Annotated in this window: 21 protein-coding genes; 11 read left to right on the top strand and 10 right to left on the bottom strand. The window is 70.4% G+C overall.

Going from position 1 to position 24,693, the window contains the following annotated elements:
• Window positions 1-1,355 precede the first annotated feature (1,355 nt).
• The 3 genes from KO717_RS37195 to KO717_RS37180 form a co-directional block, all read right to left on the bottom strand.
• Complete coding sequence (locus tag KO717_RS37195) at window positions 1,356-1,760, bottom strand: transglycosylase SLT domain-containing protein (RefSeq protein WP_301363652.1); 405 nt, start codon at window positions 1,758-1,760, stop codon at window positions 1,356-1,358.
• Window positions 1,761-2,398: 638 nt separating this feature from the next.
• Entirely contained in the window at window positions 2,399-3,064 is a 666-nt protein-coding gene (locus tag KO717_RS37185) for a hypothetical protein (protein ID WP_301374310.1), read from the bottom strand.
• A gap of 13 nt (window positions 3,065-3,077) precedes the next feature.
• A complete protein-coding gene (locus tag KO717_RS37180) occupies window positions 3,078-3,965 on the bottom strand; it encodes an HAD family hydrolase (protein ID WP_301374309.1) in 888 nt (295 codons plus the stop codon).
• 408 nt (window positions 3,966-4,373) lie between these two features.
• On the opposite strand from KO717_RS37180, the gene KO717_RS37175 reads away from it, so the two are divergent.
• The 3 genes from KO717_RS37175 (at window position 4,374) to KO717_RS37165 (ending at window position 8,033) form a co-directional block, all read left to right on the top strand.
• Window positions 4,374-5,996: an alpha/beta hydrolase gene (locus KO717_RS37175; RefSeq protein WP_301374307.1), complete on the top strand. Its 1,623-nt coding sequence runs from the start codon at window positions 4,374-4,376 to the stop codon at window positions 5,994-5,996.
• Between the two features lie 421 nt (window positions 5,997-6,417).
• Complete coding sequence (locus KO717_RS37170; RefSeq protein ID WP_301374305.1) at window positions 6,418-7,089, top strand: DUF4097 family beta strand repeat-containing protein; 672 nt, start codon at window positions 6,418-6,420, stop codon at window positions 7,087-7,089.
• Window positions 7,090-7,460: 371 nt separating this feature from the next.
• Window positions 7,461-8,033 carry an NADPH-dependent FMN reductase gene (locus KO717_RS37165; protein WP_301374303.1) on the top strand — a complete coding sequence of 191 codons (573 nt, stop codon included), beginning with the start codon at window positions 7,461-7,463 and terminating at the stop codon, window positions 8,031-8,033.
• Between the two features lie 456 nt (window positions 8,034-8,489).
• Here KO717_RS37165 and KO717_RS37160 read toward each other — a convergent pair whose 3' ends face one another.
• Window positions 8,490-9,413, bottom strand: a complete 924-nt coding sequence (locus KO717_RS37160; RefSeq protein WP_301374301.1) for a hypothetical protein — start codon at window positions 9,411-9,413, stop codon at window positions 8,490-8,492.
• A gap of 513 nt (window positions 9,414-9,926) precedes the next feature.
• Between KO717_RS37160 and KO717_RS37155 the strand changes: the two genes are divergently transcribed.
• Both KO717_RS37155 and KO717_RS37150 read left to right on the top strand, forming a co-directional pair.
• Window positions 9,927-10,652: a 4'-phosphopantetheinyl transferase family protein gene (locus tag KO717_RS37155; protein ID WP_301374299.1), complete on the top strand. Its 726-nt coding sequence runs from the start codon at window positions 9,927-9,929 to the stop codon at window positions 10,650-10,652.
• On the top strand, window positions 10,652-11,335 hold the full coding sequence (locus tag KO717_RS37150) for a formylglycine-generating enzyme family protein (protein WP_301374981.1): 684 nt from the start codon (window positions 10,652-10,654) through the stop codon (window positions 11,333-11,335). Before KO717_RS37155 ends, KO717_RS37150 begins: the two co-directional genes overlap by 1 nt.
• Before the next feature lie 262 nt (window positions 11,336-11,597).
• On the opposite strand, the gene KO717_RS37145 is transcribed toward KO717_RS37150, so the two are convergent.
• The 4 genes from KO717_RS37145 to KO717_RS37125 form a co-directional block, all read right to left on the bottom strand.
• Entirely contained in the window at window positions 11,598-11,912 is a 315-nt protein-coding gene (locus KO717_RS37145; protein ID WP_301374297.1) for a hypothetical protein, read from the bottom strand.
• 371 nt (window positions 11,913-12,283) lie between these two features.
• Window positions 12,284-12,928: a hypothetical protein gene (locus tag KO717_RS37140; RefSeq protein ID WP_301374295.1), complete on the bottom strand. Its 645-nt coding sequence runs from the start codon at window positions 12,926-12,928 to the stop codon at window positions 12,284-12,286.
• A 166-nt stretch (window positions 12,929-13,094) separates the two neighbouring features.
• Window positions 13,095-13,667, bottom strand: a complete 573-nt coding sequence (locus KO717_RS37135) for a barstar family protein (protein ID WP_301374293.1) — start codon at window positions 13,665-13,667, stop codon at window positions 13,095-13,097.
• Window positions 13,668-13,894: 227 nt separating this feature from the next.
• Window positions 13,895-14,602 (bottom strand): 2-phosphosulfolactate phosphatase, encoded by a 708-nt coding sequence (locus tag KO717_RS37125; protein WP_301374291.1) that lies wholly within the window; start codon window positions 14,600-14,602, stop codon window positions 13,895-13,897.
• Between the two features lie 257 nt (window positions 14,603-14,859).
• Here KO717_RS37125 and KO717_RS37120 point away from each other — a divergent pair, with 257 nt between their 5' ends.
• The 3 genes from KO717_RS37120 (at window position 14,860) to KO717_RS37110 (ending at window position 16,569) form a co-directional block, all read left to right on the top strand.
• Window positions 14,860-15,606: a hypothetical protein gene (locus KO717_RS37120; RefSeq protein ID WP_301374289.1), complete on the top strand. Its 747-nt coding sequence runs from the start codon at window positions 14,860-14,862 to the stop codon at window positions 15,604-15,606.
• Window positions 15,607-15,961: 355 nt separating this feature from the next.
• Window positions 15,962-16,165 (top strand): hypothetical protein, encoded by a 204-nt coding sequence (locus tag KO717_RS37115; protein WP_437184620.1) that lies wholly within the window; start codon window positions 15,962-15,964, stop codon window positions 16,163-16,165.
• Between the two features lie 35 nt (window positions 16,166-16,200).
• Window positions 16,201-16,569, top strand: a complete 369-nt coding sequence (locus KO717_RS37110; RefSeq protein WP_301374287.1) for a hypothetical protein — start codon at window positions 16,201-16,203, stop codon at window positions 16,567-16,569.
• A 55-nt stretch (window positions 16,570-16,624) separates the two neighbouring features.
• Here KO717_RS37110 and KO717_RS37105 read toward each other — a convergent pair whose 3' ends face one another.
• Window positions 16,625-18,892 carry a DUF6777 domain-containing protein gene (locus tag KO717_RS37105; protein WP_301374285.1) on the bottom strand — a complete coding sequence of 756 codons (2,268 nt, stop codon included), beginning with the start codon at window positions 18,890-18,892 and terminating at the stop codon, window positions 16,625-16,627.
• A 2,329-nt stretch (window positions 18,893-21,221) separates the two neighbouring features.
• Between KO717_RS37105 and KO717_RS37100 the strand changes: the two genes are divergently transcribed.
• The 3 genes from KO717_RS37100 to KO717_RS37090 all read left to right on the top strand — a co-directional run bounded on the left by KO717_RS37100 (window position 21,222) and on the right by KO717_RS37090 (window position 23,346).
• A complete protein-coding gene (locus tag KO717_RS37100; RefSeq protein WP_301374283.1) occupies window positions 21,222-21,533 on the top strand; it encodes a hypothetical protein in 312 nt (103 codons plus the stop codon).
• A gap of 124 nt (window positions 21,534-21,657) precedes the next feature.
• Window positions 21,658-22,431, top strand: a complete 774-nt coding sequence (locus KO717_RS37095; protein WP_367401568.1) for a hypothetical protein — start codon at window positions 21,658-21,660, stop codon at window positions 22,429-22,431.
• A gap of 657 nt (window positions 22,432-23,088) precedes the next feature.
• On the top strand, window positions 23,089-23,346 hold the full coding sequence (locus KO717_RS37090; protein WP_301374281.1) for a hypothetical protein: 258 nt from the start codon (window positions 23,089-23,091) through the stop codon (window positions 23,344-23,346).
• A 165-nt stretch (window positions 23,347-23,511) separates the two neighbouring features.
• On the opposite strand, the gene KO717_RS37085 is transcribed toward KO717_RS37090, so the two are convergent.
• Complete coding sequence (locus KO717_RS37085) at window positions 23,512-24,630, bottom strand: hypothetical protein (RefSeq protein ID WP_301374279.1); 1,119 nt, start codon at window positions 24,628-24,630, stop codon at window positions 23,512-23,514.
• Between the last annotated feature and the right edge of the window lie 63 nt (window positions 24,631-24,693).

The raw sequence follows: 24,693 nt of genomic DNA, 5'->3' as shown, positions 1-24,693 counted from the left end.
ACCGGGGGCCAGGGCAGAGCCGGGACCAGGACCGGCACCACGGGGGAACCGGGACCAGGCCGTCTCTTTCGGATCTTGCCGGTCAAGCCCGCGTCGTCCGGTGCCGTGCCTCGCAAAGCGGAGAGGCGCCCGAGTACTGGACGTACTCGGGCGCCCCGAACAACCTGCTGGGGTCCCCCCGGACGGAGTCTGGGGGATGAGGTGCGGTGCCAGGCGGCGCGGGTCAGGCAAGATCCGAAAGAGACGGCCCAGGGCCAGAGCCGGGAACGGGGCCAGGACCAGGGGTGGGGCCAGGACCAGGGATGGGACCTGGGGGTGTGTGGTGTCCCGTCTGCCGGGGCCAGGGCCGGGACGGGAGCAGGGGCGGAACCGGGACCCCAACCGGGGCCAGAGCCGCGACCAGAACCGGGGCCAGAGTCGGGGCCACCGGGGGCGGGGTGTGTGGTGTCCCGTCTGCCGGGGCCGGGCGTGCGGTGCCGCTCGGGCCATGGCGAAGGCGGGCAGCGGCTCGTCCTCCAGCACCCCGCGGGGCAGGCTCGGGCCGAACCGGGCTTCTATGAGTGCCAGTGCGTGGCGGTCCCGGTCCCGGCAGGACTCCTCCCGGGCCGCGCGTACCGGCCGTCGGGGTACAGGACACCGGCCGCCACCAGCTCGGGCACAGAAAGTCCGACTGCCCGCCCCATCACCACAGCTCTTCTCCCATGTTGAAGCCGCAGACGTCCACGCCGTCCCTCACGTAGGAGAACACCGCCGGTGGACGCTCCACCCACGGGTCGAGACCGATCGCCTCCACCCGTGCTGCGGAAACATGCCGGCCGGCCCCGCCGCGCCGTTCCCCCGGCCCGTATGCGACGGCGAAAAACCATCCGCCGCACGCCGACCCGCACCACGTCTTCATCGTCCGCCGCCAGACCGAGAACCACGTGCCATGCCTGCACATCCGTGATCGGCGACGCGACGGATCCGTGCACACCCCTCACGCCCGTTCACCAGTTCCCGCTGCGTGACGCCGTACGCGAAAACCACACGGTGCCGCCCTCCGGCTACCCGGTCCGCAAGCCAATGAACACCGTCCTGCACGACACCCACACTCCCCGCCCGGCACACCCTGTGCCACCACCCACTCCCAGCCAGTGACCACACCAGCCACAGCCGGCAACAAGCCCGCATGCAACCAGGCCCGCCCCGAACAGCCGCCGGACAACCCGGCAGGCCGACGGCGAGACGGGCGGGGCGGGGCGGGCGGGGCGGGTACGCGAGAACGCCCGGCCGGGAGGTCCCGGCCGGGCGTTCTCGTATATCTGCTGTCTGCTGCGCCGCACGATGCCGCGCGGCGCTGTGCTGCCGCTGGTGGCTTAGTACCAGTGGTTGGCGGACCAGAAGTTCCAGGCGCCGACGGGGCTGCCGTAGCGGTCGTTCATGTAGTCCAGGCCCCACTTGATCTGCGTGGCCGGGTTCGTCTTCCAGTCCGCACCCGCGGAAGCCATCTTCGAGGCCGGCAGGGCCTGGGCCAGGCCGTACGCGCCGGAAGAAGCGTTGGTCGCGGTGTAGTCCCAGCCACTCTCATGAGAAATGATCTTGTCGAACGCGGCGAACTGGGCCGGGTCCTTGATCATCTGCTGCGCGATCGCCTTCGCGCTCACCGGAGCCGCCTGAGCGGGAACCGTGGCAAGCATGGAACCGGCGACACCCAGGGCGACGACGGTGCCCGCGAGGGCCTTCTTCGAGATGGCGATGCGGCGGATGACGGCGTTGGACACGGATTGACCTTCCACAGGGAACAAGGGCGGTCGCAGGCATGCCTAAGACATGCGTGAGCCACTCACGCGGTGGAGAGGGGTTCGTCGGCGGCGGGTGAAGTACCCGTGCCGCCTGGCGACTCATCCAGTTCTACAGACGCCCCGACCCCCTGGCAACGACCCCACGTACTAACAACCCTCGCAGCCACACACCCCCGCCCCCACCACCAGCAACCCGGAAACCACACAGGTCAGAACCGGTACCAGCCCCCGGCAAGAGACCACCCGGAGGCTACTAACCCGACTCGTATGTGACATGGACCCTATGGGCCGAGTCACCCCCAACACCCCCCAACCTCACCAACCGTCACCACCCACACCACCCAACGACACAACCCCACCAGACCGCAGGCCCCGCTCCCGCCGGGGCGAGGGGGCCTGCTCCCGCCAGGCCAGGGGCCAGCTCGCCAAGGACCACCGGCAGCTCCTCACGCCAGCCCACAGACAAAACAGGCACAGCCGTACCAGGAGCCGTATCGGTCGTGACACCCAGATCCTTGCGAGCCGCGTCACGAAAAGCAGCAGCGAGACCCACGAGATGACCCAGCAGACCCGCGACCGTGTACACAGGACAGGGCGTCCACCCGACGAGCCGGGCGTCAGTCCGTAGCGGGGTCCGGTCGGTTCGGGAAGGGCCAGCTTCGCAGGAGCTTGCGGGCGGCTCCGCTGTTGCCGAGCTGGTGAACGGCGACGGCGGCCGGACGGACGGTGAAAGCGTCGAACGGCTCGGCCTCGGCAGCCGTGAGGTCGTCGAGGGCGGCGAAGCCGACGGTGATGTGCGCGGCGTAGCGGCCGGGGCCGATCTGGGCGGGGACGTAGCCCTCGACCCAGTCGAGAGTGCTGCGGCTGATGTCCTCGCCGGGGTCGGCGACGAAGGCGGCGGCCGTGCCGCCGGACCCCGTGAACGGGGAGACCGCAGCCAGCAGCGCGGCCTGGAAGTCGAGGACCTGCGGGCCGGGCTCCAGGAGGATGACCGCGAGGCCCTGACCGGGCACACCCCAGTCGGCGTGCCTGAGGGCGACGGCCCGGTAGGTGAGAGCACCCGTGTCGGTCGCGGCCAGAGTCCGGCGGACCGCCTCGTACACCTCGTCCAGGCCGGCCGTGCGGACGTAGCGCTGGAGGGTGGTGATGTGCGGGCGGTGGGAGGCGTCCAGGGCGAAGCCGTCCGGGACGCTCGCGCGCATCCGGGCGTTCCAGGCGCGGGCGCGGCGCACAGTCTCCTCGTCCGGGTCGACGAGGACGTCGATGGCGGTCAGGTCGTTCAACGCGTCCTCCTGGTCAAAACAGGGTCGCCCAGTCGCTCTTCATGCTCACGACCGTCCAGCCGTGCTGCCCGGCCGCGGCAAGGGCGGCCTCGGCGCCCTTGGTGTAGGCGTACTCGCGCCGGTCGTCGTCGTGACGGACGAGCAGGCCGAACTCGGCGCTGCGGAGCATCTCGATGTCGACGTCGGCGTTGCCGCCCGCGAAGGCCGGCAGCCGGCCGGTGTGGGCGAAGATGTGCTCGGGTTTGCCCGGCCCCAGGTCCAGGCCGCCCAGGAGCTCGCGGGAGCGGACGAGCCGGCCGCCGGTGTAGGTGTAGGCGGCCGCCGAACCGATGATGTTCTCCTTCAGGATCCCCCAGGTGTCCTCGGCGAACACGCGCATGAAGTCGCGACCGCCGCCCGAGCACACGAACACCCGGAACCCGCCGGCCCGCAAGAAGTCGAACAGCTCCAGCATCGGCCGGTAGACCAGCTCCACGTACGGGACGCCGAACCGCGGATCCCGCACCGTCCGGGTCCACTCCCGCACCCGCGCGTCGAACTCCTCCGGTGCCGTGCCGGCCCACGACCGGGCGAACGCCTCCAGCAGGGTGCCCACCGCCTCGGGTTCCTGCGTCGCCAGGCCCTCGAAGAACCCCTGGTCGCCCTCCACGAGCGCCTTGTACGGCTGGCGCGCCGCGAGCGAAGGGTCGGCCTTGACCTCCTCCTGCCAGGTACGGAAGACGAAGTCGAACTGCGGCGGCAACGGCTGCTCGACCCACAGCGTGCCGTCGTTGTCGAACGTTGCGATCCGGTCGGCCGGCTCGACGAACCCCTCGCCCGGTGTCGTCGCCCGGTGGACGTAGTCCAGGACCGCCTGCCTGGCGGGGCCCTCGTTCCAGCTCGCCAGCACCTGCTCCGTCACGGGCCACTCCCCGGCTCGGCATCCATGAGGCCATGGTCACCCGGAACGACGGCGGGCGCTGCCCGGACATGCCCGGAATGCCACCCCGGCACCGGAGGGACGACGGAGGACGGAGGACGGCTACGGCGAGCGCCCCGGACGGAGCCCGCCCGCGGGCGGGACCGCGGGCGGGACCGCGGGCGGCCGACGACAGGACTGCGGGCGGGACTGAGAGCCGGACTGCGGGCCGCACTGCGGGCCCGGGACCGCAGGCGGGCCGCGGGCAGGACTGCAGGCCGGACTGCGGGCGGGTCTGGGGCGTACAACCCTGGCGGTAGCCGGGAATCAACTCCTGGCGGGCCGACAGGGGCGGTGGCCGGCCGCTACGTTGTCGCCCGGTCCGCAGCATCCGTGACGGAGGAGCGCCGTATGACCCGTTTGGCCGACGACCCCCGCAGGCGCGTGGTGTGGGGGATATCCCTGGTCCTGATCGCGGTCACCGCGCTCCTCGGGGGAGCGCCCGGCACCGCCGGGGCCGCCGGCGCGGCGGGGGCGGGGGCCGTGGGGGCGCCGCCCGTCCCGGTGCTGTCCTGGGGTCCCTGCGAAGGGGCGGCGGACGGCTTCGAGTGCGCGACCGCCCGGGTTCCGGTGGACTACCGCCGGCCCGCCGGGCCCACGCTCGCGCTCGCTGTCACCCGCCGGGCGGCGGCCGACCCGGCGCGCCGCACCGGTGTCCTGGTGCTGCATCCCGGCGGGCCCGGCAACTCCGGTGTGAACTTCGCCCGCAGCAGCTACGAGGCCCTGCCCGCCTCCCTGCGCGACGCCTTCGACGTCGTCGGGTACGACATGCGCGGGGTGGCGCGCAGCGGGCAGGTGGAGTGCTGGGACGACAAGGAGTACGCCGCCGCGGTCGACGGTGCGCGCGGTGTGCCCGGGCCGGGGGCCCTGAGGGAGGCCGTGCGCCAGGGCGCCGGCTTCGCCGCCGCCTGCCAGGAACGCTCCGGGGAACTGGTGCCGTTCATCGGCACCGCCTCGAACGCCGGGGACCTCGACCTGCTGAGGCAGGCCCTGGGCGAGGAGACACTGTCCTTCTACGGCCGTTCCTTCGGCAGCTACGTCGGCACCGTCTACGCGGCGCGGTTCCCGGCGCGGGTGCGTGCCATGGTCCTGGACGGGGCCTACGATCCGCGCCGCTACGCGGATGTGCCGTACGCGTACGACGCCGCGCAGTTCACGGCCCTGGACGCAGCCCTCGGCCGGTTCCTGGACTGGTGCGGGCGCAACTCGGCGGCCTGCGGGTTCGGTGAGGGCCGGCCGCGGCAGGCGTTCGAGGAACTGAAGCGGGACCTGGACACGGACCCGGTGATCACCGCGAGCGGGCGCCCGGCCACCGGCTACACCCTGGCCTACCGCCTGATGTTCAACATCAACGCGGGCAAGGAGATCTGGCCCTACCTGGGGCAGGCTCTGCGGTCGGCCCAGGCCCGGCAGGCCTCGTTCCTGCTGTCGCCCCCCTCACCCGCCTCGTTCGACTTCCTCGCCGCCAACCTGGCCGTCGAATGCGCCGACCGCCTCTACCCCCGAAGCCGGCTCCTGCTGGGCGCGCTGGTCGGCGCCGAGGCCGCGTCCGCACCGCTGCTGGGACCCCCGATCGGCCTCGGGCCGCCGACCTACGACCACAACCACGCCCCGGCCTGCGCCCAGTGGCCGGCCGAGCGCCCGAGCCGCTTCGAGGGCTCCTACCGGGCGGCGGGATCCGCCCCGATCCTGGTCCTGGGCACGACCGGGGACCCGGACACCCCCTACCAGGACGCCGTGGCCCTGGCCGGGACGCTGGACCGCGGACGGCTGCTGACCTTCGACGCCGAAGGACACACCGCCTACCACCGCAGTGCGTGTGTCAGCGCCCTGGTCGACGACTACCTCGCCACTCTGGCACTGCCCGCGCGGGGCACCGTCTGCGCGGACGAGGCTCCCCCGGAACCGTTCGGCCGCCGCACCGCGGCCGTCGAGGTCGACGAGACACACGACGTGATCCCGGTCCTGCGCTGACCCGACCGCGACGGACACACATACCGGCACACATCTCGGCATACGTGCGGGGGACGCAGCGGGCCGCCGCGCCCGCTGCGTCCTCCGCGCGCCGCCGAGGCTCCGGCCGGTCCCGAAACGGGCGTGGTGGGCCGGGCCTGACGTCCGTCCACCTCACGGGCCGTCAATCACACCCGTCGGGCACAGGCATTCCCGCCATCATCCTTCCGCTATAGCGTTCACCCCCAGTTCATTGCAACGAGCCTGGTGACCGCTGTTGCGTTAAGCTCGAAACCATTGCAATGAAATCCTCAACTTGACCTGCATGAATGCAGTTTGCGGGCAACGAAGACGTTGCCAGAACATCGAACGCAACGTAGCTTTTCGTTCATCAGAAACCGCGGGGCGCACAAGGCGCAGCCGCTGATGAAGGAGAAGCACCGTGCAGAAGTTCGCCACCGCCGCCCCGATCGCCGCCGTCCTGGACGTCCCCGCCGGGCTCATCCGGTTCATCGCCGCCGACCGGTCCGACACCACCGTCGAGATCCTCCCCGCCGACGCCTCCAAGGGCCGCGACGTGAAGGCCGCCGAGCAGACCACCGCCGAGTACGAGGACGGCGTCCTGCGGATCACCGCCGCACCGGCGAAGAACCGGATCCTCGGCAACTCCGGGTCCGTCGAGATCACCGTCCAGCTGCCGGCCGGCTCCCGCGTCGACGCGAAGACCGCGGCCGCCGAACTCCACAGCACCGGACGTCTCGGCGACGTCACCTTCCAGGCCGCCCAGGCCACCGTCAGCCTCGACGAGACCGCGAGCGCCCACCTCACCCTGACGGCCGGCGACATCCACATCGCACGCCTGGGCGGCCCCGCGCAGATCACCACCCAGAAGGGCCACCTGCAGATCGCCGAAGCCGTCCACGGCACCGTCGAACTGTCCACCCAGGCAGGCGACATCACCATCGGCGCCGCCCCCGGCACCTCCGCCACCCTCGACGCCGGCACCACCCACGGCCGCATCCACAACACCCTCACCAACACCGACGGCGCCGCCGCCGGCCTCACCATCCGTGCCACCACCTCCTACGGCGACATCACCGCCCGCAGCAACTGACCCACAGCCGCCACGACCACCCCCACGACGCCTCCCACGGCCCGCCGCGACAGGCCCGGACAGACCTGGACCGGTAGGCGTGACCGGCCACTCCTGCAGCGGATCCGCCGCGGTCCCCGCCATCGACCGGCAGGAGCGGCCGGGCGGCCAGGAGTCAGTGAGCGGCAACCCCGCAGGCCCGCCGACAGCACCGACGTGGCCCACGCGCAGCCCGGGCAGAAACACCGCCACCACCATCACAGCGAGCACGGCCGCGCACTGGAATCGGCGGGCGCACGGTCAGCAGAAGCTCCAGGGCGAGGCGTTGAACCGCTGCCCGTGGCCCTCAGGCCTTTGACCTCGACCGGACTTGATGTTTTACACATGGAGTCATGACCACTCCTCTGCGTATCGCTCTCGTCGTCGGCAGCACCCGGGAAGGCCGGTTCGGCCCCACCGTCGCCCGCTGGTTCGAAGCCGTAGCCGCCGCCCGCACCGACATCGAACTCACCGTCGCCGACCTCGCGGACGCCGACCTCCCGGCACACTGGACCACCGACCTCACGCCCCGCGGCCGCGCATTCGCCGAACACCTCGCCGAAGCGGACGCCTTCGTGGTCCTCACCCCCGAGTACAACCACTCCTTCCCCGCCTCCCTGAAACAGGCCATCGACATCACCGGACCCCTCTGGCGACGCAAGCCTGTCGGATTCGTGTCCTACGGGGGCCTCTCCGGCGGCCTGCGCGCCGTCGAGCAGCTACGCCCCGTCTTCGCCGAACTCCATGCCACCACGCTTCGCGAAACCGTCAGCTTCCACCAGTTCCCCTTCGACGAAACCGGAGCACCCCACGACACCGACACCGCCTCGCAAGCCGCGACAGTTCTCCTCGACGACCTCTGCTGGTGGGGCCACGCCCTGCGCACCGCACGCCAACACGACGAGACGCTGAGTGGAACCGCCTGACGAACCCGAACGCGCTTTCAGCGGCGTTCGTCGTAGCGGGTGGCGAATGCCCGGTGCCGTTCGCGGCGGTTGACGGCCCGTTCGACGGTGTGGCGTTTCCTGTCGCGCTCTGCGCCGAAGCCCGGTTGCCGTCCGCCGCGTACGCGTCTGCGCAGGCGGGCGGCCCTGGCTGTCGGTCTGCTCGGGGACGGTGTGTCGGATGCCGCGGCTGCGCAGGTACGGGCGGGCAGGGCCCGCTGCTGCAAGCCTTGTCGGGCGCCGCCATGCTGTCGGGCCTCTTGCGGCTCCTGTCCGGGCCCGCCCGGGCTCCGGGACGCACGCCTTCTCCGGAACCGGGCCTGAGACGGGGCGGTCCGCCCGCCGACCCGGTGGACCGGCCAGGGACAGCGGGCGGCAGCGGCCATCGGCGCAAAGGCGGAGTTCGGCGGTGAACCCGCCGCCCCGCCGGACCCGGACTCAGGTGGGGACGGCACGCGGCAGCGCGGGGCCGCGCAGGACTTCCAGACGTGCCTGCGCCAGCCGCAGATGACGGGGATCCAGGGCGGGCAGGGCCCCCAGCAGAGCGACCAGTTCGGGCCCCGACTCCACCGCCGAAGCCCTGTCGCGGACCTGGGACCAGCAGTACAGCGCCCCGGCGGCCGCGGCATACACCTCGGGAGCGGCCGCCCCCTGACCGGCCAGCCGGACCCGGCAGGCCCCCATCCACAACCCTGTCGCCAGCAGGAAGTCACCCGCCATCCGAGCCAGATCCGCACGGATCTCCACCCACTGGACCGCCTCCGGCGAGGAGAACCCGTACAGCTGCCGGACATGCTCCTCCCAGGCACCGGCCAGAGCAGCCGCCTCCGCATGGCGGCCCTCGGTCGCCAGCGTATGGATGTACGGCCGCGGATCCCCACCGAGATCCCCACCCGGATCCCCGTCCGGTGCCCCGCCCGCGGGTGGGCCGGCCGGCTCGCCCCCGTCCTGCCAGCCTTCCCGCCGGTCCGCCCCTGGGCGGCCCGGCTGGTGCTGCGGCGGGCCGGAACGCATCTCCAGCTCGCGGGCGGTCGGCAGGACCAGCGCACCCGGCGGAAGACCCGCCGCCCCCGCCGCCAGAGCGTGCAGCTGTACATCGGCCGGCCGGACCGGACCACGGCGCAACTGCTCGATCCAGTGCCGCGTGTAGCCGCTGACCGCGCCGCTCCCCGCCGCGAAACCCGGCGGACACACCACCCCGACCACTACCCCGCCCGGCAAGCCCGGCAGACCGCCCCACTCCTGGAGCAACGACCACGCCTCCTTGTCCGCCGCCAGATCGACGAGCACCCTCGTCGACCCGGCAGGACGGGCCCGCAACTCACCCACCAGCCAGTCCCACGGCACAGCCGTGTAACGCACAGCTGCCCGTGCCGTCCCCGCCAAAGCCAGAAACAGACCGCGGCCTCGCCGGCCGGCCGTGAGCCGACCCGAGAGATAGACGAACAACGGACCCGGAGTCACAGCTGCCGCACGCAAACGCACCAACACCGTGTTCGGGTCGCACACCCCGTCCAGACACACCATGTCGGTGGGGAGTTCGCTCCCGAGCAACACCGAAGCCGGCACCATCCCAAGAGCCGCAACATTCGCGCTGGGGGCGAGATGCACCGTCCGGCGGGACACCGCCGCATCCCCCGCCACGAGTAGGACATGACCCCGCTGCTGCCCCGGACCGATCAAGTACATGAACAGACCGTACCCACCCCACCGACACCGCCACCACCAACCGCCACCGGACAGGCCCCCACACACGGACAGAACGGCACACCGGTGTACGCGCCGGACCGAGGGGGCAGGCCGGACGGGCCGACGATCCGCCGAGAAGGAGACGGCCCGCCATGCCCACCGGCAACCTGGTCTACCCTCGGTCGGATGATCGAGTACGTGAATCAACTCGGCCCCGGTGCACCGCGGATCGGGCCGCCGCCCTCGGGCACGGCCGCCTCGGTGTGGTCCCTGGACACCACCGCGGGCACGGTCGGCGGGTACCGCGTCGAGGAGGCGGACGCCGTCCTGGACGCCGGGGAACGCGAGAAGGCCGCACGGCTGGTGCTGCCCGGCCTCCGCCACCGCTACCTCGCCTCGCACCTGGGACTGCGGGTCCTGCTCGGCGCCCGCCTCGGCCTGGACCCGCGCGAGGTCACCCTGGTCCGGGAGGACTGCCCGTGCTGCGGCGGCCCCCACGGCCGTCCCGCCGTCGCGGGCGGTGGCGTCCATTTCTCCCTCTCCCACAGCGGCGACCTGGCCTACCTCGCCTTCGCCGCCGTCCCGGTCGGCGTGGACATCGAGGAGACACCCGGCGCGGACGCCGTGGCCGACGTACTCGACTCCCTGCACCCGGCGGAAACCGCCGAACTGACCGCCCTCGCACCACCACGGCGCCCCGCCGCCCTCGCCCGCGTGTGGTCCCGTAAGGAGGCCTGCCTCAAGGCCGCCGGCACCGGACTGGCCCTCGGCACGGCCGAACCGTACGTCGGCTCCGCCACCGCCCCGGCACCCGTGACGGGCTGGATCCTCACCGATCTGCCGGCCCCCGACGGCTACGCCGCCGCCCTCGCCGTCGCCGACCACCACCACGAGCAGGGGAACCCAGCATGATGATCACCGTGCCGAGCGGACACGTCACCCTCTCGGACCGCCGCACCGAACGCACCTGGACCGTCGAGGTCGCCGCCTACCGCCTCGCGGCGTACCCGCTCACCCAGGCCGCCTACACACAGCTCACCGGAACACACCCGGGCGAAACACAGGCCGGGCAGGACGGCGGACGGCTCCCGGCGCACAGCCTGTCGTGGTGGGACGCCGTCCGGTACTGCAACGCCCTGTCCCGGCAGGAAGGGCTGACCCCCGCCTACCAAATCCCCCACACCACCGACACGGCGGACGGCGGGGAGGCCGTCGCCACGTGGGACCGGGACGCGGACGGCTACCGGCTGCCGACCGAGGCCGAATGGGAACACGCCTGCCGGGCCGGCACCACCGGCCCCCGCTACGGGCCCCTCGACGATATCGCCTGGCACCGCGGGAACTCCCGAGAACGCATCCACGAGGTCGGCGGCCGCCGCCCCAACCCCTGGGGCCTGTACGACATGCTCGGCAACGTCTGGGAATGGTGCTGGGACCTCTACGACCCCGCGGTGTACGGCACCTACCGGGTGCTGCGCGGCGGCGGCTGGTTCGACGAACACTGGAGCTGCCGCGCCTCGGTGCGCCGGCGCAGCCACCCCACACTCCGGATCGAGGACGTGGGACTACGCCTCGCCCGTACCCTTCGACCCTGACCAACCACCCGCCCCGCCCTCCTTGGCGCGCGTCAGCCACGGAAGGCCCCCGAGAGGACCCCCCTGCAGCAGCGGCGGCCCGGCGTCCGCGACGCGAGGGCCGCCCTGCCGGCTCGCAGGCCGTCCGCGGGCGCAGGAAGTCCACGGCGACACCGAGTACCTCCGGTCCACCGCCCCGGGGCCTGCCATGCCCCGGGCACTTCACCGCACTCGCCCGACCGTGGGCGGCGGACGGTCGTCACCTCTTGAGGGCATCGGCCCGTCAGAAGAGGCGATGGCCCCGCACCCACACGGTCCTGCTGCCGTCGTCGCGCACGAACCGCAGTTTCTTGACCCCTGTGTAGTGACCCGCAGTCATGAGGAAGGCCGGTCCCAGGATGACGCCGACAGCGACGGCGAGGAAGAGCCTGCCCACCATGTTCACCCCCTCGGTGTCGCCCTCCTCGTAGGTCTGTCCTCCGTAGTGGATGAGCAGCGGGACGGTGACCAGCAGCGAAAGCAGCAGCAGCCATCCCAGCCACCGGTACACCTCGTACTTCGTCCGGGCCTTGCCCCGGCTCTCCACCGCCGCGGACATCGTTCTGCGGCAACGCGGACAGGTGAAGCCGACGGTCTCATCGCCCCGCGGTGGCCGCCGGCCGCCGTTCAACGACATGTGGGCCACGCTCCATTTGACGGTCGTCGAACCGACTCCCGCCGTGACACTGACCCTGCACCCCAAGCTCAGCGTGTAGTCCTCGGTCAACAGCGACTTCGCCAACCCCATGGACCCCCCAGCCCCCTGCCCCGTGTACGCCACGAGAGCAGCCAGAGTGTAGGCCCTCGACACGGCCTCCGGAGGCGAGATCCGCTCATCTGACCACTGCGGAGTGATGGGTCCGAGCCGTTCCCAGCTGGACCGGACGGCCGAACGGCAGCCGGACGGGACCGATCCTTCCGACCTGGCACTCAATCCCTGATGCCACGAACCAGCTGATCATCAGCCTCCGGCCGCCAAGGACCCGAAAGAGGAGTGCGCAGTTCCGCGCGGAGTCGGGCGGACGTGCGGATGGGGAGTCCGACATGGGCGTGCCGCAGTTCCGTCGAACGCGCGGCGATGAGATCGAGGTCCCGCAGCTGGCGCTTGAGCTCGTCGAGCAGCGCCTTGTCCGTGTCGAAGAGGTCGCCCTCTTCCTGTTCGGCGAGGTACTCGAGATGCTGATCATCGATGGCCCGGTACCTGGCCCAGAGTGCGAAGTCGGTGCACCCGAAGAGGTACGCGTACGCGGCATTGAGGGTCGCGGCAGCGGCGGGCTCGTACGCATCGTCAGGTCCCACCAGACGGTCGTTGTGGCAGTAGTCGCTGAGCATGTACTCCGCCAAGCCGCGGTTGACGGCGGTATACGCAGCCGGATCGCCGAGGACGCCCTCCCACACCGAGTTCAGGAGCGGTCGCAGACCCAGCGTGAAGGCTGCCTGTTCATCCTCGGACAGGGCCTCGTGCCAGCGCATCAGACGCTCGGCAACGCCTGCGGCGAATACGCCCCGCTCGCCGGCCGACGCGGCCTCCAAGCGGTCTTTCACCAACTTCGTGAGGTCCTGCCACGTGTCCATCCGAGCCCCCGAGTCGAGATTTCGGCGTGCTCGCGCCCGCCTCGGCGATCATCCCATCCACAGCTGACGACGCCTGAAGCGGTTTCCGTTGTGCGTACGGACATGCCGACGACCCAAGTGCCGATTCCGGTCCGAGGAGGCGAACCGGGGGCCGTACGGCCTGGAGTCAGGCGACCTTCGGGCGTCCGGCCGCGTTGGGCCGCCAGACGTCGAGGTCGAGGGCCACCGTGAGGAAGTCCCCCTCCACACGGACGACAACGTCGGGATCCTCGATCCCCGCGGCGAACTCCTCGGCGCGAACCTCGTCGAGCAGGAAAATGAAGTGCTGGATCACCACGGGCTCATCCCGGAGGTTGCCGTCCGGATCCACCTCGGTGTTCGCACGGTCCGCCGCCAGGCAGAGCATCGTCATGAACACCTTGAGGTGATCCGCCCCGAGGAGCGCATCGGCCCCGTGGACGACCATGACGATCCCCACCCCGCCCGTGACGGCCTCGTGCGTGTCATCGAGACGGTCGACCAGAGCATCCCAGTTCCAGCCGAAATAGCCGGGGACTCCGACCGCTCGGGCGAAGGATTCACAAACACCCACCTCGCCCGTCAGATCGCGAGCGTGCAGCTCGTACACCTGACCACCCGCAGCACGCAGTGTCGCCACCTGCTCTTCGAATGCGACCGCTCCGCGCGACCCGAAGATGACCCAGGGCGTCTCCGGCTTGCTCACATCGAACGAGGTCACATCTGTCCCTTCTCGGAGAATGCGCCAACACTCCGTTCTCAACCGGCCGGCAGCGTCCGCCCGCCACAATCTGCGGCCTCGGCGAGCAGGCCATGGCCCTCCCGAAAGGCTGGCGTCTGCTGCGGAAGCTCCGCAGCACCAACAGGATCACCGACGGCGCGAAAGCCGTCCTCGTCCTTCACCACGCCGCTTCGGCGTGAGGTGGGAAAAGGCTCGATGGCAGCAGGTCAGCCGGCATCGGCTGATCCGTCGGGCACCTCGACGGGACGCAGTACGGTCAGAGCGTCCTCCTGGCGGGCGACCATCGCGAAGGAGAAGGTGTCGACCTCCAGACAGAGGTCGACATCGTCGGGATGAAGGCCCCGGTATCCCCGTTGCACACCGTCGGCCAGGTCGGCGGCTGCCCGGGAGGTCCTCGCGCGGTGGAGATACGGGGCCGCCTCGGCATCGCCTCCGGCGAGATGCCGGCCGATGTATTCAGCGCAGGCCAGGTCCTCGGCGGCCTGGCCTTCGTCACCGGTGACGACGAACGTCACCGGCCCGGAACCCTCGGAATTCAGGAACCGCGCTGTTGCGCCGGCCACCACGAAACTCGCGCACAGGACGAGCGGCGAGCTCGCGACGGCCAGGGCACCGACGGTTCCTGCCGTCGTCTTCTGCACCACTGTGCGGCCGGTCAGATCGAGGGACCTGATCAGACCGGGTGAGTTCACCGTGTCGAAGCCCGCTGCCGGGGCGCCGTCCTTCAGAGCCAGCCAACCCGGACGGCTCTCCTTCAGGGCCAGTGCCTCATGCTCCGACGAGGCCAGGACGATCCTCTCGGCTCCACGCGAGAACGCCCAGGCAGCCGCGGTGAATGCCCGCATCACGTCGATGACGACCGCAACACGCGGAACGTCCGTCAGCTCCGGGATACCGACAAGGCGATGATTCATCTCGCCATTCTCGCCGAGGCCTGTACGGCTGATGCCGGCGGATGATCCGGTGGCCGCCGCCGGGGTCTCGGGACACGTCGGTGCCGTCCTTCGTCATCGACACGCGCCTCACCGGAACCGGACTCGAGCTGATGGCAGCACAGCGGCAAGCCGGGTGACGGCCGGTTTCGGAATCTTCAATTCCGGGGACGGTGTCCCAGCATCGCCGTGATTGTCCCGCGCCGTGACGGCGCCTGACGTGACAGCCGAGGGAGACCATGGGCTGGAAGAAGGCCAGACGTGGGTCGGCCACGTCGGCCGCTCTTGTCGGAGCAGTCGCCCTCCTTCTGGCAGCTCCGCCTCCGGTCGGCGCCGAGCCGCGGACCAGGACCGCGCCGTTCTCCGGGGTTGCGGCGGCGGCCGCGGCCGCCGCCACGGCCGGGCAGCAGAACGCCTCCCCGACGCCGCCTCCGCCCCGGCTCCCCCGCGACTTCCGCGGCAAGGGCAAGTGGATCGTCCGCGACCTGGACATCACAGTGCCGTTCACCTGGGAGGGCAGGGACGGCGACAGCCAGATGACCGCAGGGGGCCCGCAGTACCCGATCTGGTTCACCAACCTGATCTACCACGACACGCTCTACACACTGACATACAAATGGCCGGGTCTGAACGAGCATCCCTGCTCACGCATCCCAGGCTTCAACCTGGAGGCACTGAACCAGGGGTTCGAGAACGCCCGGTTCGTCGGGCCGGAGACCCTGCGGCGCACCCCGCAGCGGCGCGTGAACCACTGGCGGGTGGGCGTGGTGTTCCCGAACCTGCCTCCCGGGAACTACCCGCGTCTACCGCTCGCGCTGGGCGACATCTACGTCGACGAGAACAACCGAGGCACTTTCTGGCAGGTACTGCAGTTCGGTGTCCAGAACCTCTACGACCCCGAGCTGGACGAGTGGCTGGTCATGGACACCTTCGAGCACCGGCCCGGGACCGTGACGCTTCCCCGGGGGTGCGAGCCGCCCGGGTGAACGTGGCGGAAGTGGGGCCCAGCGGGCGAAGTCGGCCGGTGGCGGGCGCGGTGCGGATGCAGGGGCGGTGGGGGCCGACGGTCTGCCCCAGGGCTTCGGCGAGGTTGTGCCACAGGTGCCGACCGTCGGCGACCTGCGGGGGCACCGGTGCGCGGTCTTCAGGCGCAGACGTCGGCCCGGTCGTGGCAGATCACCTCGACCTCCGGGTGCCGGGCGAGCCGGGCCGCGAGAGGTCCGGCGTCCCGGCCGAACGGCTTTCCCCAGCTGCTTCCTTCCGTCGCGAGTCCGTCCGCCTGCGCCCATGGCCCCGGTTCTCCGACCAGCAGGGACAGTTCTGTCGGAGGCTCTGCGCCTGTTGGACGCCGCCCTCTCTGGCCTCCCGGAACGTGAGTACTGCGACATCGCGATCCGGCCGTTCCAGCTCGCCGAAGACGGTGTGCTGTTCGGCCTTGTCACCGAATGCCATGCCGAGGATCAAGATGGCGAGGAAGACTGGGCCGAGCTGTATCCCGATGGGCTGGGCTTCTCGGCTCCATGGGATGGCCAGTACGACACCTGACCGACCAGGCGGTCAGACCGCGGTATGCCGATGAGTTGACGAACGATGCCTTGTGGGAGACCGACGGCTTCCTGCTTCCGCGGCCGGAGCGAGCGGCAACGGCCCACCCAGCAGACAGCGAGGAGAGCATCACCGCCTCGGCACTCACGGAAGCGGTGGCCGCGCTGCTGGTCATCGGCGGGCTGCTGCTGAGTCTCACGGGGGCGGAGCCCCGGTTCTGGCTCGCTCTTACCGGCTTCGCGCTCATGGCCACCGTCCCGGTCGTGAAAGGTGTCCGCCGACTCCGCGCCCGCCGCAGCCGGCCTTCTGGTGCAGGCAGGCTTCAGCCGTTTTCGATGGTGCTCGTGGGCCTGCAGCCACAGACGCAGCCACCGCCGGCATCAGCCGGCGGTGGCTCAGCCTGAGCATCATCGCCCGGGTACACGAACCACAGGATCACCGCGACGGCTCCTCCCGTGTTCACCGACCGTGCTGCGACCCCTGCCCGTCACCGGGATTCCGGCCCGTGCTCCCGCCCCGCTCGTCCCCTGTCACCTGGCCCGGCGCCTTCCCCGGGCCGTTGCCGAGGCCGGCGCCCGAACCCTGGCCCTGGCCCTGGCCCGGTGACTTCCCGGGGCTGTTGCCGTGACCGGCGTCCGACTCCTGGCCTCGCGCCTTCCCGGAACCCTGACCTCGGCCCTGGCCCTGGCCCTGACCCCGGCCCTGCTCCTGGCCCGGCTCGTTCCCGCGCGCCGTTCCGGGATCGTTGCCGGAGCCCCTGTCCGGAGCCTTGCCGGGCTCCTGACCGGACTCCGGAACCTTCCCGGGGACCTTGCCCGGCTCATGGCCCGGCAAGCTTCCCGATTCCTGACCGCTGCCCTTGCCGGTGTCGTGACCGGGGGCCTTCCCAGACTCGTGTCCGGGCTCCGGAACCTTCCCGGGAGCCGTGTCCGGGGCCTGGCCCGCTCCCCTGCCAGGGTCCTTGCCCGACTCCTGGCCGGGCACCTTCGCGGGGTCGTGGGCAGGCTCCCTGTCGGGCTCCTGGCCAGGCACCTTCCCCGACCCCTTTCCCGGGCCGTTGTCCGACTGCTGACCGGGCACCTTCGCAGGATTCTGGCCTGACTCCTGACCGGGAACCGTCCCCGAGTCCTTTCCAGGGGCCTTGTCCGGGTCCTGACCGGACTCGTTGCCCGGGCTCTCGCCCGACCCCTTGCCCGACTTCTGACCCGACTCCTGAGCCGGGGCCTGCGCCGGATCCTGACCGGGCGCCTTGCCTGCTTCCTTGCCCGGCCCCTTGTCCGAGCCTTCGCCCGGGTTCTCGTTCGACTCCTTGCCTGGCCTGTTCCCCGGGTGCTCGCCGGACTCCTTGCCGGGATGCTTCCCCGGGCGCTCACCTGGCTGCTGGCCGGACTTCTTGCCCGGCTCCTTCGCCGGATCCTCACCAGGCTCCTTGCCCGTTGCCTTCCCGGGAGCCTGGCCCGGGTCCTGGCCGCGTTCCTTGCCTGCGTCCGGTCCGGGTTCCTGGCCCGGAACCTTCTCCGAGCCCTCGTCCGGCTTCTGCCCCGGGTCCTTGCCCGGGTCCGTACCTGACTCCTGACCCGGCGCCTTGTCGGGCTTTTCGCCCGGAACCTTCTCCGAGCCCTCGTCCGGCTTCTGCCCCGGGTCCTTGCCCGGGTCCGTGCCTGACTCCTGACCCGGCGCCTTGTCGGGCTTCTCGCCCGGAACCTTCTCCGAGCCCTCGTCCGGCTTCTGGCCCGGGTCCTTGCCCGGGGTTACGGCCGGTGCCTTCCCAGGGGCCTGCTCCTGGACGTCGCCCTGCACATTGCCCGGGCTCTGAGCGGGGGCGTTCCCGGGGTTCTGGCCCGGCGCCCGGCCGGGAGTGGTCTCCGGGGGCTGGTTCTGGGGCGCGTCAGAGCGTGGCTGGACTGATCCCGGTCGGGCTGCCGGCAGGACCGGGTAGGCAGAGCCGGGGGTCTGGCCCTTCGGGGGCGGGACCTCGCGGTCGTGCCTGCCCTCCGCCGCTCCGCTCGGGCGCTCGTACCATCCCTTCCGGTCCTGGTCGAAGACCGTGACGTTCTTCGCCGGCTTCGCGGCGGGCTTGACCGCGACGAGGCCGGAGGACCGGAACGATGACCACTTCGCGCCGCTGTACGTCTGCCCGCCTCTGACGGCGACGGGCGGATTCAGGGGGTTGCCACAGGCACAGCGGACCCGGGGCACGCCCCGGCTGTCGACCAGTACGGGAGTGCCGGCCTGCAGGACCGCCTGGTAGCTGGTGGGCGCGCCGTTCCGGTATCCGTGATTGGTGACCCTGGTGTCCCAGCCCAGCCGGACGGGCGTCAGCGAGCGCAGGTACGAGGGAATCCCGGCCTGCCGGATACCCAGCGAGACGGCAAACGCCCTGCCCTTGTCCGGGTGCTCCGTGAGGAACCGGATCTGCTTCTCGACGTCACAGCTCGCGACGTTCCGTGTTCCGCCGTACAGCCCCGGGTACCCGCCGTCGACCTCTAGCGTGCGCGCACCGCTCGCAGCACTCGTACCGTCCTTCGCATTCACCCCCGCGGGCATGGGCATGGCCTGGGCGACGCTCTCGGCCTGTGTGGCCGTCGAGGGAGTGAACGGGTCGGGCCCGGCCTCCGGAGCGGCCTGGAGGAAGACCTCACCGCCTGCCGTGGAGTTTCCGCTCAGCACGGTGAAACTGAGGACCACCGCCGACACCACGGCCACCGCCGTACTCACACTCAGCACGGCCCTGCGCGATCGCCACCTGCGAACCTGGCCACCGCCCGCCGGCGGGAGAGAAGATCCACCGGACGAGACCGGAAGAGGCCCCGACGGGGGCCCCGAGGGAGGCGGAGGACCTGGTGGCGGCGGAGGGGGCGGCGGGGGCGGGGGCTCTGCATGTGCGCCCCCGCCCGACAACGGGCCGGGCGGGGGGCCGGTGGGACGTTCAGAGGAGGGAGGCAGGGAATTCATGACGCTCGCCCCCCGACGCAGGGCAGCGGGTAGACCATGGTGACTCGCATGCGCTCACTCCTTCCGAACGGTCAAGGCCTCCACATCCCCGAGGTGGAACCTGGAAATCTGGAACTCTGGACATCTGGGAACGCCCGGGCGGGAACCGTCCACCACGCGTGCGTCCATCTCCTGAGTAAGCCCTCTCCCCCGCACCCCGGTCATGCCGCGACCTTTCGGGACTTGACAAACCCCTGCTTGAACCGAAGGCGTCGACCCGCTGACGGTCGTCAGCCCCGGCATGCCGACGAGGAGCCAGCCGCCCGGCTTGAGGCACCGGGCCACGTGTTCTGCCGCAACCACCTTGGTCCGAACAGGAAAACGCATGCCGGCAGGGGATGATCCGTGCCGGCACGCTCACCCCGTTCGCCGGGCGGTGTGTCCGGTTCCGCCCGACCGTACGAGCGACCACCCGTGACATCGACCGCCTCGGGCCACTCGGCGAGCAGGATCCGGTGCGACTGTCCGGCAGGTCCTCCGTTCAGTGCTCGGGGTCGGGCCGGGCGGGAGGGTCGGGGCTTCCGAGGGAACGGCACCACGGACATCCGTGGGAGTCGCTCGCGGCGCTCGCTTGACGAGGCAAGGGCAGGGGGAAGCCCGCCCGGTACTCGTCTTGAAGTACTTGTGCCGATCGACTTTTCATTCCGGGCGGAGTGATGGTGCCGGCTGCGCCCGCTCCGGAGAGGCGGCGCGTCACGCGCATCAGCACGGCCCGGACCGTGCTCGCCATCCGTGCTGCCGCCCGCCGGACGCAGCGGGGCACGGTCGGCCATGAGTCGCGTTCCGATAAGCCGCCACAGGGTCCATGCTCATGCTCCTTCACGAGATCAGCCGCTCCTTGGTCACACAGAACGCGAATAGATGGATGATACTTTTTTTATTTTGGGTATATCCCGTTCTTTCCACCAACCATTAGCACGGAGGCACGTCGAACGGGAATTGCACAGACCGTCGCCGGTTCAGGACGGATGCCATGGTGCCAGGATCCGGCAATGTACGAATTGCCGGGGTTTTTACGGAACCGGCAATGCACGGATTGCCGGGGTTTTTGCCCAGCCGACGATGTGTATATTGCCGGGGTTTTCAAGGGATTCGACGCTGTCGACCGCCCTTTCGCTCAGATGCGCAGCCGGCCGGTGTGAGAAATTGCGTGGCATTTCGTCCGGGATCATCGGGGCATCGTCATGCGGCAGTAGCATCGAAGGCCTACCGGGAGCCAGAGCCCCCGTCACCGGGGGTCGACACCCCCGGCCCGCCGTGATGCAGGGGCCAACACACCTCATGGGCGGCCTGGAGCGGATCCACGCTCGGGCAGCCCGCGACGCCCGCAGACTGCTCCATCCGTGCCGCGGCTTGCCGGCGAGACAGCCGCATGGCGTCCACATGGCAGGACAGGACGTGCCTGAAGCGTTGCTGCCGCCTCAGCTCAAGGGCGTCGACGCGCCACAGACGGCCTGTCCCTGATGACGTGAACGCGGTGCAACCCGTACCCAGTGCGGCAGAGAGCAGCACGATCCACAGGAGGAGGTGTCCCACAGCTGGTCCTTTCGAAGGTCGAAGCTCAAGGGGGCACACGATCTAGGCCCCCTCGATCGTCGGGCATAACGCAGAGGCATATGCAGAGTTGCGCCCCGTCCTCTGATTGCAGCCATGCGCAGCAATCCGCCGACCCTGGCATCTCAGCCCTTTTACCGATGATCGGTCGGCACGCAGAGGCTCAAGCCGTGGATCGGCGCGCTCAGGTGCGGCGGTGGCGCCTGATGCCGAAGAATCGGCATGAAGGGATGAAAATATGGCGAGTCGGCGACGCATGGACACGCATCCGGTCATCCATGGAAGGCACCGTCGGGCGGGCGCGCTGTGCGCGGCAGAGCCGTCGTGGGCCTGCTTCGGCCCGCACTCATCCTCTCCCTGAGCTGCGGATTAGCAGCGCGGCAGGCCGTGTCTGCCGGGCTCTTGTCGTGTTACCGGAATCAACAAGAGAGGGGGTCGGCGCTTACTCATCCACCACCATCACCCGGATGGCGCATACCCTGACCAACATCGGCAGCGTTTATGGAATATGACAACAGCAAAGCCCCCCTTCTTCTTCCGCAAGCCTCCAGAAGAAGACGAAGGGGGAGGTGGTTTTCACACCGGTACTGCCCGGATCGGAAAGTGGACTTTCACTCCGGGATCAACCGGCTCCAGCGAGTTCCGGAACGCAACACTGCAGGACGAGGGTCTCGAAATCGATCTGCGTTACTCGTCCTCGGTCCTCGAGGACTTCCTCCGCACGATGACCATGATCCAGGTCGAGTTCGACCGGAGGTCGGGGAGCACCGCACCGTCCACGACCGTCGACGAGCGCCCGGGCGGCAGTTCCCGTGCATGAGCCGTACGGATACCCTGACGTCCACGGTCTCCACCCCCAGCCGGCCACCACCGGGTCCTGGCTTCTGCCGGAACACGGGGAACCGCTGGGCAGGTCCGGCGAGACGCCTCTGCCGTGGGATCCGGTGGAAGAGCTCGCGAACCTGCTCCAGGAGAACCCCGTACCGGGACAGCCGGAGTCCTTCACCCGCGTCGGTTACGAGGACACAGGTGACACGGTCAGCGCATTCGGCCTCGTCGCCGGGCTGAGGCAGGCCCGGCCCCCTGCCGAGCGGCCGCCCGGACGAGGTTCCGGCGGGCACCGCCGGAACGCGTCGAGAGCGCCGGTGGCGACCCTGCTGCAAACGGGCAGCCTGTTCACCGCCGTACTGGTCGCCGTCATCGCCGCCCTGGTGAGCGTGCTCAGCGGGGTGGCCATCTGTGACGCCCTGCGTCACAGCGCAGGACTCCACACGGCCCGCGATGTGGTGAGCTGGTGGCCCCTGCTCATCTACGGGCCTTGGACGGTCGCCTCCCTGTCCATCCTCAGGTCCGCGCTGCACCAGCGCCGCGCGCTTCATTCCTGGTCGATCGTTCTGCTGTTCTCCACCTTGGCGACGCTTCTGTGCGTGGCTCAGGCACCCAGAACGCTCGCCGCCGAGACGTCGTCCGCGCTTCCCGCCATCGCCGCGCTGGCCTGCTTCCAGCAACTGGTCCGCCAGATCACGCTCACGCGGCCGCCCCGCCAGGCCGCTCCACGACACCGGAACGCTCCGGCCCCTGTGCTGGGAACCGGGCAGACGGCCAAGGCCCGCAGTGGCCCGGACGGTGTCCGTCCCGGCTACTCCGCGGCGCCAGCGGCGGACAGAAGGACAGGCCGCTCTCCGTCCAGCGGGCGCAGATTCGGGTACGGCGCATGACGGTCGTACGTGTGCGGTGGTGTCTCGGGGGCAACCTCGGCATCCTCCAGCTGTCCGGTCGGCAAGGGACGGCGCGCTCCCGCGGGAGGGTCGGGCGCTCACCTTCGCACCATGGGTGGAGTCCGGCCGGCCGACAGTCCCGGTGCCGACGAACCGAGGTGCTGATGCCGCCTGCGGGGAGCCGGCCGTGAGGTGTCCGCGACGGGCCGGCGGGGTCGGCGCCGCAGGGCCACGGCGCAGGAGTGCCGTGCGTCCGGTGCGCGGCGACCGCGATGGGCGGAGGCGGTGACAGCCGCCGACTTCCTGGTCAACCCGGTCCTCCCCACGCGTCAGAAGGGTGCTCGCCTGCACCCTTGAAACGAAGATCGAAACCGATAGTCACGGGCGGTGCGCAGACTCAACCCGACGGTCCATGCGCAGGTCCGGAGCCTGTTCACCGGGCTGCGGCCCAGGCCGTGGCTCGCCCCCCGGGCCTGCCGTGTGATCAACGCTGCGGCGCCCATGGCACCCGTGTGCCCAGGCGCGGTGAACCGGGCCGGGGGCCGTACCCCGACGACCGGACCGGCCGAACCCGGCCGAACCGATCCACGACGCGCTCCGGCGCCTCACCTCTGACAACTGCCATACCTGACATACCTGATACGAAGGGCAAGAACCATGGTGTACGAACTGACCCACGCCGAGCGGATGCAGTACAAGCGGCGTCAGGACGCCGCCTACCAGGACGGCCAAGACGCGGTCACCAAGCTGCAGGCGGCGCTCGCGCTCGCCGGCATGACCCTTCCCTCTCTGTGCAACGACGGGCCGGTGGCCAGCCACGGTTTCGTCCGACTCGGTGGATGCAACGCGGACTTCGCCAACCGGCTCGCCGAAGTCATCGCTGCGGGTGCCGACGCTCTGCAGTACCAACGGTGAACCGGCGGACGGCCCCCCTTGCCCGTTCGCCCGGTCGGACCCATCGGGACTGGCGTCCCAGCCGACCGCCGGACCGGTGAGGGGGGCCGCCGTCCCATCTCGTCCCCCATCCGCATCGCGGACCCGTCCTCCGCGAGCACGGGGCCGCCCGTCCGGCTGCCGGCGTCAGGTTCGGCGGCAGCGGTCCTGGAGTTCGGAGATGACGGCCTTTTCGCGTGCGGTGACGGGGCCGTCCACCATGGCCACCCGGTCCGCCACGTCGAGGAGATCGCTGAGGTCCCCCGGCTCGGCGTCCAGGCGTCGCCACACCTCGGCGGGATCCATGTCGACGGTGTGAGCGAGGCGTTCGTCGACCACCTGGTGCCGATCCCGGACCAGCCTCACCAAGTGCCGCATCAACAGCGTCTCGTCGTCGGCGATCTTCCGGTCCGCCGTGATGACGAGCCACGCGACCCACAGCGCCAACTGCGGGTGCCGGCTCCGTTCGCTCAGGCCCTCGGCGATTTCGATCACCCGGGCCTCGTTCCGGAAGACGGCTTGTGCGTGCCGCCCCGCGAGCAGCGTCGTGTAGCGGTTCAACACCACGGCGAGGGGAACGCCGACCGCAGGGATACCGATCTTGATGATGTTGCGTTGCAGGAGGTGCTTTCCGACGACGGGAAGTCCCTTCGCGGCGGTCAGGACCGTTCCGGAGTAGAAGCGCTTGATCACCGGCCGTACGAAGACCGGGACCGCCTTGACCACGCCTTCCCGGACCACTTCTCCGCTCTTGATCGTGAAGGCGACTCGAATGAGCTTCCACATGTCGTCGGGGTCGGAGAGGTCGAGCGGGACCCGGTAGAGGACTGCGATGTCGTAGGCCAGGCGGAGCTGGAGCCGGGTGATGAACGCGACGTCGACCATGACGGTCGCGACGGCTGCCGGGAACGTCGCCGGCGAGGCACCGCCGAGGCTCCCGATGGTGGCGACGACGGCCGCCGAGTAGGCACCGGCGGAGAGACCGCCTTCGAGGGCGGCGTACCGGGCCGCCATCTTGATCCGCTGCTCGACTATGCCGTCTGCGGGTACGCCCTCGTACCGCTCCTGGAAGTACTGCCAGTTGACCTTGGCCGTGTAGGAGCTCAGGGCCTGGGCGCTGAGTTTGGTGAACCAGCCGCCCGACTTGATGTCGTCCGCGCTCAGCCCTTTGATGAACTCCCTCAGTTCGGCCCGCTCATGCTCGACGGCCTCCCGATCGGCGTCCTCTCCACCGGCGTCGGTGGCGTCGATCAGAGTTTCGGTCATGGCGAGTCCTCCCGGGCGGTTCAGTGTCCCGTCAGGTTGTCAGGTTTTGAACAACACCGCTGG

This window comes from Streptomyces xanthophaeus (assembly GCF_030440515.1).
Lineage (GTDB): Bacteria > Actinomycetota > Actinomycetes > Streptomycetales > Streptomycetaceae > Streptomyces > Streptomyces kutzneri.
The sequence above is the reverse complement of the archived record's forward strand: the minus strand, read 5'-3'. Positions and strand labels throughout refer to the sequence as shown.

Excerpts from the sequence above, each read along its gene's own strand:
- KO717_RS37175 (WP_301374307.1), top strand. The coding sequence starts at position 4,374 with ATGACCCGTTTGGCCGACGACCCCCGCAGGCGCGTGGTGTGGGGGATA.
- KO717_RS37165 (WP_301374303.1), top strand. The coding sequence starts at position 7,461 with ATGACCACTCCTCTGCGTATCGCTCTCGTCGTCGGCAGCACCCGGGAA.
- KO717_RS37155 (WP_301374299.1), top strand. The coding sequence starts at position 9,927 with ATGATCGAGTACGTGAATCAACTCGGCCCCGGTGCACCGCGGATCGGG.
- KO717_RS37150 (WP_301374981.1), top strand. The coding sequence starts at position 10,652 with ATGATCACCGTGCCGAGCGGACACGTCACCCTCTCGGACCGCCGCACC.
- KO717_RS37145 (WP_301374297.1), bottom strand. The coding sequence starts at position 11,912 with ATGTCCGCGGCGGTGGAGAGCCGGGGCAAGGCCCGGACGAAGTACGAG.
- KO717_RS37140 (WP_301374295.1), bottom strand. The coding sequence starts at position 12,928 with ATGGACACGTGGCAGGACCTCACGAAGTTGGTGAAAGACCGCTTGGAG.
- KO717_RS37125 (WP_301374291.1), bottom strand. The coding sequence starts at position 14,602 with ATGAATCATCGCCTTGTCGGTATCCCGGAGCTGACGGACGTTCCGCGT.
- KO717_RS37120 (WP_301374289.1), top strand. The coding sequence starts at position 14,860 with ATGGGCTGGAAGAAGGCCAGACGTGGGTCGGCCACGTCGGCCGCTCTT.
- KO717_RS37100 (WP_301374283.1), top strand. The coding sequence starts at position 21,222 with ATGACAACAGCAAAGCCCCCCTTCTTCTTCCGCAAGCCTCCAGAAGAA.
- KO717_RS37090 (WP_301374281.1), top strand. The coding sequence starts at position 23,089 with ATGGTGTACGAACTGACCCACGCCGAGCGGATGCAGTACAAGCGGCGT.
- KO717_RS37085 (WP_301374279.1), bottom strand. The coding sequence starts at position 24,630 with ATGACCGAAACTCTGATCGACGCCACCGACGCCGGTGGAGAGGACGCC.